A 13,939-nucleotide genomic window follows, 5' to 3' on the forward strand; every position below is an offset into this window, starting at 1 on the left:
TCTAAATTAAGGCGTATTCATATGTTAGTAGCCCATCAGTCAATCAATTTTCCGATGCGCTCCATCGTTTCGATGCAGGCGCGGCCGTTGTGGTAGGGGCATTTCCAGGCGCTGATCTTGGTGTTACCCAGCACTTTGCCCGTCGGATCGACACCGCTGAACCACTCACCATTTTTTGTGTCGAGCAGGTGATTTTTGGTAAACTCCCAGCTAGCCGCTGATTTGTTGAGGAATAGTTTGTCCTTGGTAAGCTGGTAGGCGTTCATGAAGCCAACCATCGCTTCGGCCATGACCCACCACGACCGCTCGCGGTTCCACTTTCCGCTGTCGTGGCTTTGCGTGGGCTTGTGCTCATCGGGACCTTCGTATTCGTAGTTCATGCCGCCATCTGTATCCAAACCAGATAGGGCAGCCCGCGCCATCAGTACTGACTCTTTCCGAACGCTGATCAGCAAATTGGCTTCGTGCAGGACCTCGGCGGCTTCGAGCAATAGCCACGACGCTTCAATGTCGTGCCCGTAGCTGATACCCGTCCGGCGCGGTTCCCAACTGGTTCCCTGAAACAAGACCATCCGATGCGTTTTGGCGTCGATGATGTGATTAAGGAAATTGCGAATCAACCCACGTACCTGCGTTTTTAGCCCACTATCGGGCCAAACGCGGAGCAGGCTGACGAACGCTTCCAGAATGTGTAGGTGGGTGTTCATCGTCTTGCTCTCGCCGTTGTCTTTTCGGGCAATGGCGTATGATTTCGCTTCGGTCCAGTCGCGGGCGAAGGCTTCGATGAAACCGCCTTTTGCCGGTTCGTAGGCGTGCTTGACCATGTTGCGGTAAATATCCTGCGCAAACTCCAGCGCTGGTTTATGCTTCGTGGCATGGTAGTATTCGCTCAGGCCATACACCGCAAATGCCTGCCCGTACAACTGCTTACTGTCATCAGCAACCTTCCCTTTAGCATCGACCATCCAGTAAACACCGCCGTATTGTGGGTCACGGAAATAGGTATTGAGATACTCGAAGGCGCGTTTTGCCACGGGCAGGTACTCATCGTCATGCTGCGTGTGGCGGGCGGCGGCCGAGAACGTCCAGAGAATACGGCTATTCAGCACTACGCCTTTCGCATCGTTGGGCTTAGGTACGTTATCGTATCCGACCGTTCCGTAGAACCCGCCATTGACTGGGTCGGGTGCATAGCGTTGCCAGTAGGCCAGAATGTCTTTCAACTCCTGGCTGAGTTCACGCTGCCAGAGGCGCAGGTCGGGTACGGTCATAGAAAAAGGTCATTAGGTAGTCATTCGCCTACGGCGTCGTTCCTTGTCATCAGAAGTAGGTTTTCATTGCGGCGGGGTACTGAGGAATGACCTGTTCCGGGTCTTGTATCTCAGGATGCCACAATTTCTCCCACTCAAAGCTGTAATACCCGTCGTAATTACCGGCTTTCAGTGCGGCAATGGCTTCACGAAGGGGTGCCTCGCCCTGGCCAACCTGCACATACTGATGCTTCCCGGCCACGAGCCGAAGGTCTTTGACGTGCACATGTCGGATGAACGGTTTCAGCTTTCCATACACGAACGCCGGGGCTTCCTGCGCATCGACCCACATATTCACAATATCCCAGATCAGGCCTACGTTCGGGTGCCTGGCCGCCTGCATGATCGGGAGCAGCAAGTCACTTCTGGTCAGTTCGCCGTGCGATTCGAGCAGCACCGTTACGCCGCTGGTTTTGGCATACGTACCCAGTTCCAGCAAGCCGCTACTGATAAGCCGCAACGTGTCGTCCCGATTCTGGTCGGGCGGCAACTGATCGGGGAAAACGCGGACAAACGGACAGTCGAGCTCGTGGGCCAGATCGATGAACCGACGAGCATCGTCGAGGTTCTTCAACCGCTTGCTGGCGTCGGCATGATGCAGTTGAGCCGATGAGCCCAGATTACAGATGCGCACACCCCGATCGGCAAACTGGGTACGTGTCTCTTTCGCGCGGCTAGCCGTACTGAACGCCGGACTTTTGGTTAAATCCAGTTCGCCTTGCAAACCCCGAAATTCAACGGCCCCATACCCTGACTTGGCCGCCACGTTTAAAATCGTAGTCAAATCCCATGTCGGGCAACCGAGTGTAGAGAACGAAAAATTCGGTTTCCTGGCCGTAAAACTTGGCAACGTACCCAGTATGGATTTGCCTGGCAAGACCGTAGACAGTCCGCCCAAGAGTGTTGTTTTTAGTGCGTCGCGGCGTGTTGGTTGGTTCATGGGTGGGTAATATCAGTCGGCGTAGCCCCCGCCTTAAAGGGAGCCCGCTGGCGCATGAGTATTGCTTACGCAGCGCTAATCATGCGCCAGCGGGCTCCCTTTAAGGCGGGGGCTACGCCGGAATAATTACAAATCTCCGCGTTTCAACTGCTTCACGGCGTAGTCGGCGGCGCGGGCGGTTAGGGCCATGTAGGTGAGCGACGGATTCTGGCTTGAGGTGGATGTCATGCAGGCGCCGTCGGTGATGAATACGTTTTTGCAGGCGTGCAACTGGTTCCACTTGTTCAGCAACGATGTCTTTGGGTCTTTACCCATCCGAACGCCGCCCATTTCGTGGTTCTCGCTACCGGGCAATCGGCCGGTGTCGTGCGTCTTGATGTTGGTGAAACCGGCTCGGTCGTACATTTCGGAGAGCTGCGCCCAGAAATCGCGGAGCATCTTCTCGTCGTTATCGTCGTAGATAACCGACACGCGCAGGAGCGGAATACCCCATCGGTCGGTCTGCGTTGGATCGAGGCGGACGGTGCTGGCTTCTTTCGGAATTGTTTCGCCCATCATGCCCGATACTACCTGCCAGGGACCGGGTGTGTAGCGGCTCATCCGCTCTTTCAGGTCAGCGCCAAAACCATCCTTGTTCACCTGCGACGGGCGCGACGCGTAGAAGGTGGAGGCGTAACCCCGCAGAAACAGGGACGCCGGGCCGCTCGTTTCCTGCTTGTGCACGTTCCGAAACCGGGGAATGTAACAGCCGTTGGGTCGTCGTCCCCAGGTTGTCGAATCGGCGAATCCGTCGTACTGGGCGGTAACGCGCCCCCGATAGCTGTGAAAGGCCATGAACTTGCCCAATAGCTCGTTGTCATTACCTAATCCAGCGGGGAAACGGGTCGAGGTGGAGTTGAGCAGAATCTTGTTCGTGTTCAGCGCCGAGGCGTTGAGAAACAGGATACGGGCGTAGTACTCGGTTATCTGGCCGGTATGCGCATCGATTACCCGAACGCCGGTAGCCTTGCCTTTTTGTTCGTCATAAATGACCGAATGCACCACCGAATCGGGCTGGAGGGTAAGCTTGCCGGTGTTCATCGCCCACGGAATCGTCGACGAGTTGCTGCTGTAATAGCCACCGAACGGACAACCCCGTTCGCAGAGTGTACGGTGCTGGCATTGGGCTCGCCCCTGTTTCGTATGAATTGGATTGGGCTTCGTCAGGTGCGCCGCCCGACCAATAATCACTGGCCGGTCGGGGTATTGCTGGGCCATCTGCTGCGTGAAGAATTTTTCCACGCAACTCATCTGGTGGGGCGGCAAAAACTCGCCATCGGGTAGCGTCGCCAGTCCATCGCGGTTGCCCGAAATGCCCGCAAACTTTTCCACATGACTGTACCACGGAGCCAGATCGGCGTAGCGAATAGGCCAGTCGACGGCGAACCCATCACGGGCGGGGCCGCTGAAATCGAAATCGCTCCAGCGTTGGGTTTGCCGCCCCCAGAGCAATGACCGACCACCGACCTGATTGCCCTGAATCCAGTCGAAGGGTTTATCCTGAATGTACGGGTTCTCGCTGTCTTTGGCGTAAAAATGCGCGCTCCCTTCATAGAACGCATAATTCCGGCTGGCAACGGAGTACTCTTGCTTTGTCTGAAGGCTTGCCTGACCCCGGTGGTTAAAATCCCAGGGATTCATCAGGGCCGTCGGGTAATCGGTAACGTGCGTTACGTTGCGACCACGGTCGAGTAGGAGGGTGCGTAGTCCCCTTTCCGTCAATTCTTTAGCCGCCCAGCCGCCGCTGATGCCCGACCCGACCACAATAGCGTCGAACTGATTATGAAGTACCATACTATTCGTTGAGGTGCTGGCAACGTACCTGACTCAGGTACGTTGCTGATAGTCTCTAGCTATTTAGTCTTGTAAGGCGTTTGACGGCGTATTCTAACCTGTGTGGGATGTATTGATTGGTGCTGTAGTTGCTAAGCTACCGTTGGTAGCTTGATCGTAAACTCAGTAAACTGGCCTTCTTCGCTAACTATGGTGAGCGAGCCGCCGTGGCCTTTCGTGATGATGTCGTAACTGATCGACAGGCCGAGACCAGTCCCCTGACCAGCAGGTTTGGTAGTGAAGAACGGCTGAAAAATCTTTGCCTTCACCGCGTCTGACATACCTGTGCCGTTGTCGCGGATGGTCACCCACACTTGACTAGCTTCCTGATAGGTCGATACAACAACCTCGGGCTGGTAGCCAATTTCGCCCTCTCGCTGCCGTTTCTGAACGGCGTAAAACGCGTTGTTGACAATGTTGAGAATAACCCGTCCTACTTCCTGCTGACTCACCAACACCTGACTAAGTGTCGGAGCGAAATTCATAACTAACTTAATATCAGTTGATTTGTCTTTCGCCTGAAGGCTGTGAAACGCCAGCTTCGCGTATTCGTCGACCAGCGCATTCAACTCAGTCGGTTCTTTCTGGCCGCCGGTAGTACGGGCGTGTTCCAGCATCCCTTTGATAATGGCCGACGCCCGGTTGCCGTGTTCACTTATTTTCTGGAGATTCTGCTGCACATCGGCCAGTAACTCATTCTCCAGTTCTTCGTCGCGGTGCGGTTCGGCCCGGTGATCGATCAGTTCCGTGACCAGCTCGGTACTGACTTCCGAAAAGTTATTGACGAAGTTCAACGGGTTCTGAATCTCGTGGGCGATGCCGGCCGTCAGCTCACCGAGCGATGCCATTTTCTCAGACTGGATCAGCTGCGCCTGCGTGGTTTTCAACTGGGCCAGCGTGGTTTGCAGCGCCTCTTTCTGCTCGTTCAATTGCTGGTTAGCCAGTTGCTTGGCGCGGTTGTTCCGGCTCAGGGCAAACAGAAACGCGCCAAGCAGGGCAATACAACCAATCAGGACCAATACGTACTGCCGTTGCCGGTTCGCCTCCTGTTCGCGTAACTGACGGTCTTTCGTGAGCAATTGAATCTGCGATTCCTTTTTGAGCAGGTTCTGTTTATACGCCAGTGAAGCTAGTCGGCGGCTGGTTGCCTCGGCCGTCAGGCTGTCTTTATAGGCCGTATACTGCAGAAAATATTGGTAGGCTTTTGCGTAATCGCCCTCTTTGGCAAAGGCGCTGCTCAACGCCTGGCTCGAATCGCGCAGCTTCTTCCTTACCGTTAATTGCTTGACTATTTGTGGATTACCTTTGTCGAACCGGATGATTGTGTCGAGCCAGCGATCAACGAAATCTGGCTTTATCCGGAACCGACGTATCCAGTTTGGATCAGTGGCAGGGTTTGGTATCGTGATATTGTATTCAACGGGTGGTTCTGGCGGGGTACGCCGGTCGGTAGTTCGCCGGTCGGGTGGTACTGGGGTTGGACCATCGAACGTAAAGGAAATGTCGTCGCGGCTACGACCACGCGATAAGGCACTGGTTGCCATTGATTTGCCCAGCGATTCCAGCAAGGGGCTGAACATCGTTGCCGACGAAGGGGCCGTCCGCATGGTGTTCGCCTGTATCCGGGCAACCTGACCCAGTGTCCATCCCACATCTTTTAAATCACGAAGCTGAGCGGTCAACCGGTTGGCGTCCTGCATCAGTGTTGCTGCCTGCTGGTTCTGTTGCTGTTGTAAACGAAGGCTTGCCAATTGGCATAACGCCACAACCTGTGCCGACGGAGAGCCAAACTGCCGGGCCAGGGTCAGCAGTGAATCGGTTTCGTCAATAGAGCCTGCCGGTTTGGCAAGTGCCGCTTTTAGCCGGTAGATTCCCCGTCTGGCTGCCTGCGAATTGCTGACCTGCTCGCTGTCGAGCTGAACAATTACCTGCGTTTGTCCGGTAAGCGCAGAAACCAGTAAAAACAGCAGCAGGCAGATTGATTGACCAGATTGAAGAAGCTGTTTCATGAGTAACTAACTGAATGGCACGGTATGGCTCGCCCTATCGCTCAGGGGAAGTGCCTGGCAAGGTAGCTCCGATTGACACGTTGGCGAAGATCTGTCTGCACAATGTACGCGAAAACGTCGGACTGCTGCTAGTTCAGTGCATAAGCCACATACCGATCGCCCGATTTTGACTTCAATTTTCCACCACCGCAGGCGATAACGACATACTGCTTGCCCGCTACTGAGTACGTTGCCGGCGTAGCATAACCAGCCGCCGGCAAGGTCGATTGCCAGATCGTTTTTCCTGTTTTCTTGTCGATAGCCCGTAATTGGCCGTCTTTACTGGCAGCAATAAACAGCAACCCGCTGCCAGTCAACAACGGACCACCGTAGTTATCCGTACCGGTTGCCGGAATGCCTTTGGCGGTCAACTCGGGGTATTCGCCCAGAGGAACCTGCCAGCGGTGGGTACCCGTGTTGAGATCGATGGCGGTCAACGTACCCCAGGGCGGTGCGCTAACCGGATACCCGTTGCTGTCGTACCAGCGATTGTAGCCCGTATGCTGATACGGCACACTGGTCTGTTTCGCGTTGACCAGCTGAGTGGATGTGTTTTTGTTCAACAGGAAATTGACAATCGCGTTTCGTTCGGCTTCGGATAAATGGGCGAAAGATGGCATCATGCCCCGCCCCGTTCGCAACACGTTATGAATGGCTTCGGCCGACAATCGCTTGTCGATCTCCAGCAACGACGGATACGATCCATCGTGATTTCCCCGACGGTCGGCACCGTGGCAGGCTGCGCAGTTCGACCTGTAGGCCTGTGCAGTTGTTACCAGAGCGTTGGTGGCTGGTTGTTCCCGCAGAATCAGGGTGGAGTAGCAGGGGTTTTGCTTTGCCGGTATATAGATTGTGCCGTCGGGATCGGTAGCGGCCCCGCCCCACTGCGCGCCCCCGTCTGTGCCGGGAAAAAAGACCGTCGTTTGTGCCGTAAGTGGAATATACGGGCTACCGGTACGGGCATTACGGAGCATAGCCACGATGGCAGATCGGTTTGAGGCCCGGGGGTTGATATCGTTCTCGGTAAACGTCTGTTTCGTGAATGGAGCTGGTTTTAGTGGAATCGGCTGCGTCGGGCTGGGCTGTTCACCCGCCACGCCATTGCCCGGAAAGGCTTTTTCAACTACCGGAAAAAGAGGCTTGCCCGTAACCCGGTCGAAAACAAATACATGGCCCTGCTTCGTGGTCTGCGCCACCGCGTCGATCTGTTTGCCGTTTTGAACAACCGTGAGCAGGTTAGGCGGCGCGGGCGGATCCCGATCCCAGATGTCGTGATGAACGAACTGGAAGTGCCACATCCGTTTCCCGGTGGCGGCATCCAGCGCCAGCAGGCAGTTGGCAAACAGGTTATCGCCTTTCCGATTACCCCCATAGAAATCATAGGCGGCCGAGCCCGTAGGTACGTATACGATTCCGCGCTTCCGGTCAATGGCCATGCCCGCCCAGGCATTGGCCCCGCCCAGATGCTGACGCGGATTGGACGGCGACCAGGTCGAATACCCAAACTCGCCCGGTTGCGGAATGGTGTGGAATGTCCAGACAAGCTGTCCCGTCTGCACATCATACGCACGGACGTCGCCCAGTAATGCTGTTTCACCTTCAGCCACACGCGCGCCCACGATCAGCAGGTTCTTGTAGATGGTATTGGGCGTGTTGGACCGAACGTAGTTGTCAGCCCCCGGCCGGTCAATACCCGTTTTTAAGTTGATACGCCCTGCCTGCCCAAAGGAAGCGATGAGGTTGCCCGTCTTCGCATCAAGAGCATACAGCCCGCCACCCGCGCCGAAGAAAATGCGTTGGTCGGTTCCGTTGGTCCAATAAGTGACGCCCCGGCTGAGGGTTCCGTCGGTGTCGGGCAGGTTCGTTTTCCAGATTTCGACTCCGGTAGCGGCATTAATGGCAAACGCCTGCGTTGCGGCCGACACGCCATACAGCACACCACCCACAATGATCGGATTGCACTGCATCTGAGTCCGATTACCAACTGTATCGGCACCACCCGACGCGTAGGTCCAGGCCACCGTCAGCCGGTTTACGTTGGCAGGCGTAATTTGGGCGAGTGCCGAATAGTGGCTTCGCTGGCCATCACCATTATACTCCGGCCAATCAGTTGATGCACCGGGCATCCTGTAGGTTAAACCTACCAGACCCAGCATAGCCAACGTGCCTGCCAGTAAGCACTGATACGTTCTCGAGGGTGACATTTCTGGTTGTGGTTACGTTAGTGTGAATTGCAACTGACGGATTTACAGCGTGCTGGTTTTGCCAGGTAACCCGCCAGGTAACAGAGATCGTACAACTCAACGTTTGCTCTACAGCGTCAGGCGTTGTTTATCATTGCGTAACGCCTGGCTGAGAATGGTGTACGGAAGCCGTTGTGGGGGTACCTTTTTCGTAATGGAAAGCACCGCTGCCGTAGCGGCCGATTGCCCCAGGATCATAAAGACCGGCTCCATCCGGATAGACCCATACGCGATGTGCGAACTAGAGACACAGACCGGCACCAGCAGGTTCGAGCACTCTGTTTCCTTCGGCAAAATAGACCCGTATGCAATGGAATACGGCTTATCAGGATGCACGCCAATATCACCCTCGTCCTGCACATACCCATCCGGCTTCACAAATCGCTGGGCGTTGTGTGCATCCAGCGCATATGATCCCATACCGATGGGGTCAGGTACGTTCGTTTTACCAAGGGCATCTGCTTCTTTCATCACGAACGTACCCAGCATGCGCCTCGCCTCGCGGATGTAGAGCTGGTGGGGCCAGTGCCCGTTGTCGGTAAACTCGTCTTTCGGCAATCCCCACTGCTGCATGGCCGCATGCACGTCGGCCGGTACGCGCGGGTCGTTTTGCAGGAAGTACATCAGCCCTTTCTGGTACAGTTCGTGGTCCTGAATGATTTGTTTTCTACGTTCATACGTAGCCTCGGGATAGTCGTAGTTTTTGCCAATGTAATCGGTGCTGAACGGGCCGTGATTGTTCGTATCTGTTTTCCGGTTCGGAATCGGGTCAAATTTGTCGAACGTCTCGCGCCAGCCTGAAGCGAACACCCGCGCCAGTAGCTCATACCGGGCAGGGTCATAGCCGGCCGGTTTGGAAAACGGAATCCGGTTGTCGGGGTGGTTACTCAGGCACATTCGGAAGCAGTACGCCTGAATTTTATGATCGCCCGACCCATTCACGCCGGGTTTGTCTGCTGCTATTTCGGGCAGCAGCCCACTAGCCGGATCACCCGCCACCTTGTAAGGGCTAATGTTGGTCTTGAAATGATGCCCGTGCTGAAAGACCCCCACCTGAACGCCATTGTGCGTTTCGCCATACACGCTGTTGGCCTCGCGACCCACGTGGTAACGTACCCCAGCAGCCGCCATGAGATCGCCTTCGTAGGTGGCGTCGATAAACATCTTGCCCTGGTACATCTGGCCGCTTATTGTCCGGATCGACTGGATGGCCTGGGCCTTTTTCGTCACACCAGCGGCTGACCGGTCGAGCCATTCGTTGCGGTAAACGGTTAGTTTGTATTCACGCACCAGATCCTCGAATACCTGTTCGGCGGCGTGCGGTTCAAAAATCCACATTGTCCGGCTGGTGCCATCAACGGCGGGGGTACCCTGGCCTTTGTTGCCGTATTCGGTTCGCTTTTGCCAGTTCCACGACGAATCCTGCTGATAATGCTGGTACAGGCGCTGGTAAAATTCACGGGCTAGTCCGCCGATCACTTCTTTGTTGCCCGTATCGGTAAACCCTAACCCGCCCGACGAGAGTCCGCCCAGGTGTTTATCGGGCGACACGATGATCACGGATTTGCCCATCTTCGTTACCTGAACCGCCGCCATCACTGCCGCTGACGTCCCCCCGTAAATGATCACATCGGCTTGTCGAAGTGCTGCTTGTTTTTTCTTAGTTGAGCGAGCGCTCGTAGTAATCTGCCCCGTTTCGGGCAAACGGGCGTAGTTGCTCAGCAGGAGGAGGGGGCTAATAAGGTAGGTCAGGAAAATGGAACGGTTCATACCTGGTAGGTTTCATAGACAGCTATCACCTAAAAGCCACTTTCTGCCGTTTCTCCCGGTGCCCGTCAGTAAAGTTGGCGGAAAGAGCCTGTGCCTAAAACTTCTCAACCATTTGCCACCTCCAGCTCTTACTCAGAGAAACAGGCATGAACGAAATGGAATTAGCAGGAAAAGTAGCCCTGATCACGGGTGGCGGATCGGGCATAGGTAAGGCGGCAGCGGTCATGATGGCAAAGGCAGGTGCCAAAATCGTCGCTATCAGCCGTACGCAGGATGAGGTCGACGAAACGATCCGGGAAGTTGAAAAGGCGGGTAGCGAAGGCCTTGCCCTGACAGCCGATATAGCAAAAGCCGACGATATGAAACGGGTTTACGATGACCTGGACAAGCGCTTCGGCCGGCTCGACATTATTTTTGCCAACGCCGGTATCAACGGCATGTGGGCGCCTATTGATGAGCTGACGCCGGAAGAGTGGCAGAAAACCATTGACATCAACCTCACCGGTACGTACATGACCGTGCACTTTGGCGTGCCCCTGTTGAAGCGTCAGGGCGGTGGGTCAATCATCATCACAGCATCGGTCAACGGTACACGCCTGTTCACCAATACAGGTTCAACGGCCTATTCAAGCACAAAAGCCGCGCAGGTTGCTTTTACCCAACTAATTGCACTGGAGTTGGCTAAAGATAAAATCCGGGTTAACGTAGTATGCCCCGGGGCCATCGATACCGAAATTGACGACAACTCATCGAAGCGGGACATCGACAAAATTAAAGAGCCGGTTGATTTCCCTGAAGGCACCATTCCACTCACCGACGGTAAGCCCGGAAAAGCCGATCAGGTAGCTGACCTGGTGCTTTTTCTGGCCTCTGACCGCGCCAGCCATATCACCGGTACCCCCATCTGGATTGACGGAGGTGAATCGTTGCTGGTCGGATAAACATACTATATAGCCTATAGGTTTACTGATTATAAAAATCAGATAAAAACTCAACGACATGAAAACGTACTGGATAGCCAGCCTCACTCTGGCCTGTAGCCTGACAGTGGCCGCTTACGCCCAACAGCCAACGCAGCAATCGTCAAGCGCAAACGTAGTACCAACGCCACCGCGCCAGACATCGTCGCGCGAAGGCCTTGAGCGTAAGGGGGGCGTAAACGTAGGCCGGGAAGGAAGCCCAAAAATGAAAGACGGCGTATCGCGGTCGGGCAATTCAAACCTTTCACCTACTTCGCCCACCAATGTGCCGCCACCGGGCGGTGACAAGCCAGGTACGTCGGCAGGAGCAGCAAAACCTGCCGGAGCGCCGATGCCTGCCGGAGCAACTGCCGCCGGGCCAGCCATGCCGGCAAAACCAAAGGGAACCGGCACGCGTAACGGCAATACGGCATCGAGCGGTAATAAGCCTGTACAAACGCAGGGAAGCACCTCAGAAGGAACGGCCAGTGCCCCGTCTCCGGGTGGTGCACCGGGCACTGGCACCAAAACAATGCGGATGGCAAAACCGAAAAGTCAGTCTGCTACGATGAACGCCAGTGCCAAGCCTAAACCGTAAGCACATTTCTGTAACCCAGTAAGAGCGTGTAAGCAGATTTTCGATAAGTTGCCGACGCGCTGGTCTCCGCATTGTCAGGTACGTTATGGCGCATATTCGTTATGATACGACCCAAACCTTGTGATGAATTGAGCACACTGACAGCTATAAAAACGGCGGCGGTCTATGTGTGTGAAGAGTGCGTAAAAACCGGCGCTACGTGGGTGCATCTACGTACCTGCCAAACGTGTGGCAAAACACACTGCTGCGACTCATCACCCAATAAACACGCCACGAAACACTTTCTGGCCACGCAGCACCCCGTTGTGTCGTCGGCCGAACCGGGCGAGCAGTGGGTCTGGTGCTTCGTTCATGAGCAAATGGCGGGGTATTGATCCTTACTGGCCGAACGCAGTTGCGCCGCTTACCTATGAGTCTGGTTTCACTCCAGTATTCATAGATAAGCGGCGCAACTGCGTTCGGCCAATTACCTTATCGCCCGTAACCCGTATTCTCGCTGTTGGTGGCCATCAGCGGGTATTGGTCGAAAATGGACCGGACAATACCTTTGAAGTAGTTGTTCTTGAAATTCGCGTTACGCATCATCTTCGAAGCGTATCCCTTCCAGATTACCTGATATGACTCGGCGTCGATCAGCGAAATCATCAATGTGCCTTCGTCGAGGTTGTAGTCAACGCGTTTGTAAGTAGCGTCGTCATCTTCCCGAACAACCCAGTCTTTGATAACGGGTTGCTGATAGCCCCGGAAACGGAGATCGCTACGGAAGATATTGTACGAAACAAGCAGATTCGGAGCCCGGTTGCTGACCCGGTAGCCGCGTGCTTCCATCTGGTGCCGAATGGCGTCCTGAATGTCGGAGCAGAGCAGGGTCGAGTCGATGAATTCGCACTCCAGGAAGTTGAATGATTTATAGTCTTTGAAGTGGCCTTCGTAGCTGTAATCATGTTCAACAAATAGCTGGCCGCCGCCGGGAGAGCAGCATACCATACTAAAACCAGCCAGAGCCAGTACAACGAACAAGCCGAAAAATCTGCCCATAAAAGTATACGTGTAAATGTTGTTAGTTCAGAATCGTGTTATGTCAAGTGAAGAAAATGATGTACGCTTTCAACAGCAATCTACCGACTATTGTTTGGTGTTGCAAGCCTACAACGCAACGAATTGGTAATTTATTAACCCCGATAGTAATCAAGGGCTTGACGCATCAATGTTTTACTGACCGGTATGTCATAGGCACATCGCCCAGGGCCATCAATCAGGGCCATTCGTACCTGTCCAGCCCGGTTTTTCTTATCCTGTAGGGTATGGGCAAGAATTGGCTCCGTATCCTCATTTTTCAGGGTCACACGACCATATACGGCAAAGAGATATTCTTCGATTTCCTGCAGCAGGGTCTCTTCGATCATACCGAGCTGAAAACTCAGATATGCTTCCATGACCATACCGGCTGCAATAGCCTCGCCATGCAGCAGGCGACCTTTAGGCCGGTCGAGAAAATGCGTCTCAACGGCGTGCCCCAGCGTGTGTCCGAAGTTCAGAATTTTTCGCAACCCTTTCTCGGTCGGGTCCTGCGCCACTACACGTTCTTTGATCGCCACGGAGTGCGCCACCGTCCGGTTCCAGTCAAGGTCTTCCAGATCGTACCGCCGCAACCGGGCCCACTCATCGGCATCGGCAATGAGGCAATGCTTGATCACTTCGGCAAAGCCCGACCGCAATTCCCGCTCGGGCAACGTACCCAGAAAGGCGGTGTCGATCAGTACCGCGGCGGGCAGCTGAAACACGCCGATATGGTTCTTGAGTCCTTGAAAATCGATACCCAGCTTTCCGCCCACGCTGGCGTCGACTTGCGAAAGCAGTGTGGTGGGCAACTGAGCAAAGGCGATTCCACGCTTGTAGGTAGCCGCGCAAAAACCACCCATATCGCCGATGACACCGCCGCCCAGATTGAGCATTAGCCCATGCCGGTCGAAGTTGGCACGGGTGAGTGCGCCCCAGATGGTTTCGCAAGTGGCCAGGTGCTTATGACCTTCGCCCGCCGGGATCCGAATCAGGGTATGTTTAGGCAGCAGCGACTTCACGAGTGGGTAGCAATGTTTGGCAGTATGATTGTCGACCAGCACGGCCAGTGCCGATGGGTTTTGTTGACTGATGAACTGCGGTAAACTTTCCGACAAAGGGGCGATCGTTACAGACATG

The 13,939-nt window shown here is 54.9% G+C and carries 11 protein-coding genes; 3 read left to right on the forward strand and 8 right to left on the reverse strand.

The features are described 5' to 3' along the window. Positions 1-35: 35 nt before the first annotated feature. From J2I46_RS12030 to J2I46_RS12055, 6 genes are all read right to left on the reverse strand, one after another. Positions 36-1,271 (reverse strand): AGE family epimerase/isomerase, encoded by a 1,236-nt coding sequence (locus J2I46_RS12030; RefSeq protein ID WP_207329282.1) that lies wholly within the window; start codon positions 1,269-1,271, stop codon positions 36-38. A gap of 49 nt (positions 1,272-1,320) precedes the next feature. Further along, on the reverse strand, positions 1,321-2,250 hold the full coding sequence (locus tag J2I46_RS12035) for a sugar phosphate isomerase/epimerase family protein (protein WP_207329283.1): 930 nt from the start codon (positions 2,248-2,250) through the stop codon (positions 1,321-1,323). A gap of 126 nt (positions 2,251-2,376) precedes the next feature. Next, positions 2,377-4,083, reverse strand: a complete 1,707-nt coding sequence (locus J2I46_RS12040) for a GMC oxidoreductase (RefSeq protein WP_207329284.1) — start codon at positions 4,081-4,083, stop codon at positions 2,377-2,379. 131 nt (positions 4,084-4,214) lie between these two features. Further along, a complete protein-coding gene (locus J2I46_RS12045; RefSeq protein ID WP_207329285.1) occupies positions 4,215-6,131 on the reverse strand; it encodes a sensor histidine kinase in 1,917 nt (638 codons plus the stop codon). A 128-nt stretch (positions 6,132-6,259) separates the two neighbouring features. Beyond that, on the reverse strand, positions 6,260-8,374 hold the full coding sequence (locus J2I46_RS12050) for an outer membrane protein assembly factor BamB family protein (RefSeq protein ID WP_374758087.1): 2,115 nt from the start codon (positions 8,372-8,374) through the stop codon (positions 6,260-6,262). 108 nt (positions 8,375-8,482) lie between these two features. Continuing rightward, positions 8,483-10,183: an FAD-dependent oxidoreductase gene (locus J2I46_RS12055; RefSeq protein ID WP_207329286.1), complete on the reverse strand. Its 1,701-nt coding sequence runs from the start codon at positions 10,181-10,183 to the stop codon at positions 8,483-8,485. 146 nt (positions 10,184-10,329) lie between these two features. On the opposite strand from J2I46_RS12055, the gene J2I46_RS12060 reads away from it, so the two are divergent. From J2I46_RS12060 to J2I46_RS12070, 3 genes are all read left to right on the forward strand, one after another. Then, a complete protein-coding gene (locus J2I46_RS12060) occupies positions 10,330-11,124 on the forward strand; it encodes an SDR family oxidoreductase (protein ID WP_207329287.1) in 795 nt (264 codons plus the stop codon). A gap of 58 nt (positions 11,125-11,182) precedes the next feature. After that, positions 11,183-11,740, forward strand: a complete 558-nt coding sequence (locus J2I46_RS12065) for a hypothetical protein (RefSeq protein ID WP_207329288.1) — start codon at positions 11,183-11,185, stop codon at positions 11,738-11,740. 101 nt (positions 11,741-11,841) lie between these two features. Continuing rightward, on the forward strand, positions 11,842-12,114 hold the full coding sequence (locus J2I46_RS12070) for a UBP-type zinc finger domain-containing protein (RefSeq protein ID WP_207329289.1): 273 nt from the start codon (positions 11,842-11,844) through the stop codon (positions 12,112-12,114). Positions 12,115-12,211: 97 nt separating this feature from the next. Here the strand turns inward: J2I46_RS12070 and J2I46_RS12075 are convergent, their stop codons facing one another. Both J2I46_RS12075 and aroB read right to left on the reverse strand, forming a co-directional pair. Beyond that, complete coding sequence (locus J2I46_RS12075) at positions 12,212-12,727, reverse strand: DUF4136 domain-containing protein (RefSeq protein WP_374758089.1); 516 nt, start codon at positions 12,725-12,727, stop codon at positions 12,212-12,214. Between the two features lie 185 nt (positions 12,728-12,912). Next, the gene (gene aroB / locus J2I46_RS12080) at positions 12,913-13,938 is read right to left on the reverse strand and encodes a 3-dehydroquinate synthase (protein WP_207329291.1); all 1,026 of its coding nucleotides are present in this window, start codon (positions 13,936-13,938) and stop codon (positions 12,913-12,915) included. Position 13,939 lies beyond the last annotated feature (1 nt).

The organism is Fibrella forsythiae, assembly GCF_017353175.1.
Classification (GTDB): domain Bacteria; phylum Bacteroidota; class Bacteroidia; order Cytophagales; family Spirosomataceae; genus Fibrella; species Fibrella forsythiae.

Bases quoted from the DNA above. Each gene is read 5' to 3' on its own strand.
- J2I46_RS12030 (WP_207329282.1), bottom strand. From the start codon at position 1,271: ATGACCGTACCCGACCTGCGCCTCTGGCAGCGTGAACTCAGCCAGGAG.
- J2I46_RS12035 (WP_207329283.1), bottom strand. From the start codon at position 2,250: ATGAACCAACCAACACGCCGCGACGCACTAAAAACAACACTCTTGGGC.
- J2I46_RS12040 (WP_207329284.1), bottom strand. From the start codon at position 4,083: ATGGTACTTCATAATCAGTTCGACGCTATTGTGGTCGGGTCGGGCATC.
- J2I46_RS12045 (WP_207329285.1), bottom strand. From the start codon at position 6,131: ATGAAACAGCTTCTTCAATCTGGTCAATCAATCTGCCTGCTGCTGTTT.
- J2I46_RS12050 (WP_374758087.1), bottom strand. From the start codon at position 8,374: ATGTCACCCTCGAGAACGTATCAGTGCTTACTGGCAGGCACGTTGGCT.
- J2I46_RS12055 (WP_207329286.1), bottom strand. From the start codon at position 10,183: ATGAACCGTTCCATTTTCCTGACCTACCTTATTAGCCCCCTCCTCCTG.
- J2I46_RS12060 (WP_207329287.1), top strand. From the start codon at position 10,330: ATGAACGAAATGGAATTAGCAGGAAAAGTAGCCCTGATCACGGGTGGC.
- J2I46_RS12065 (WP_207329288.1), top strand. From the start codon at position 11,183: ATGAAAACGTACTGGATAGCCAGCCTCACTCTGGCCTGTAGCCTGACA.
- J2I46_RS12070 (WP_207329289.1), top strand. From the start codon at position 11,842: ATGATACGACCCAAACCTTGTGATGAATTGAGCACACTGACAGCTATA.
- J2I46_RS12075 (WP_374758089.1), bottom strand. From the start codon at position 12,727: ATGGTATGCTGCTCTCCCGGCGGCGGCCAGCTATTTGTTGAACATGAT.
- aroB (WP_207329291.1), bottom strand. From the start codon at position 13,938: ATGTCTGTAACGATCGCCCCTTTGTCGGAAAGTTTACCGCAGTTCATC.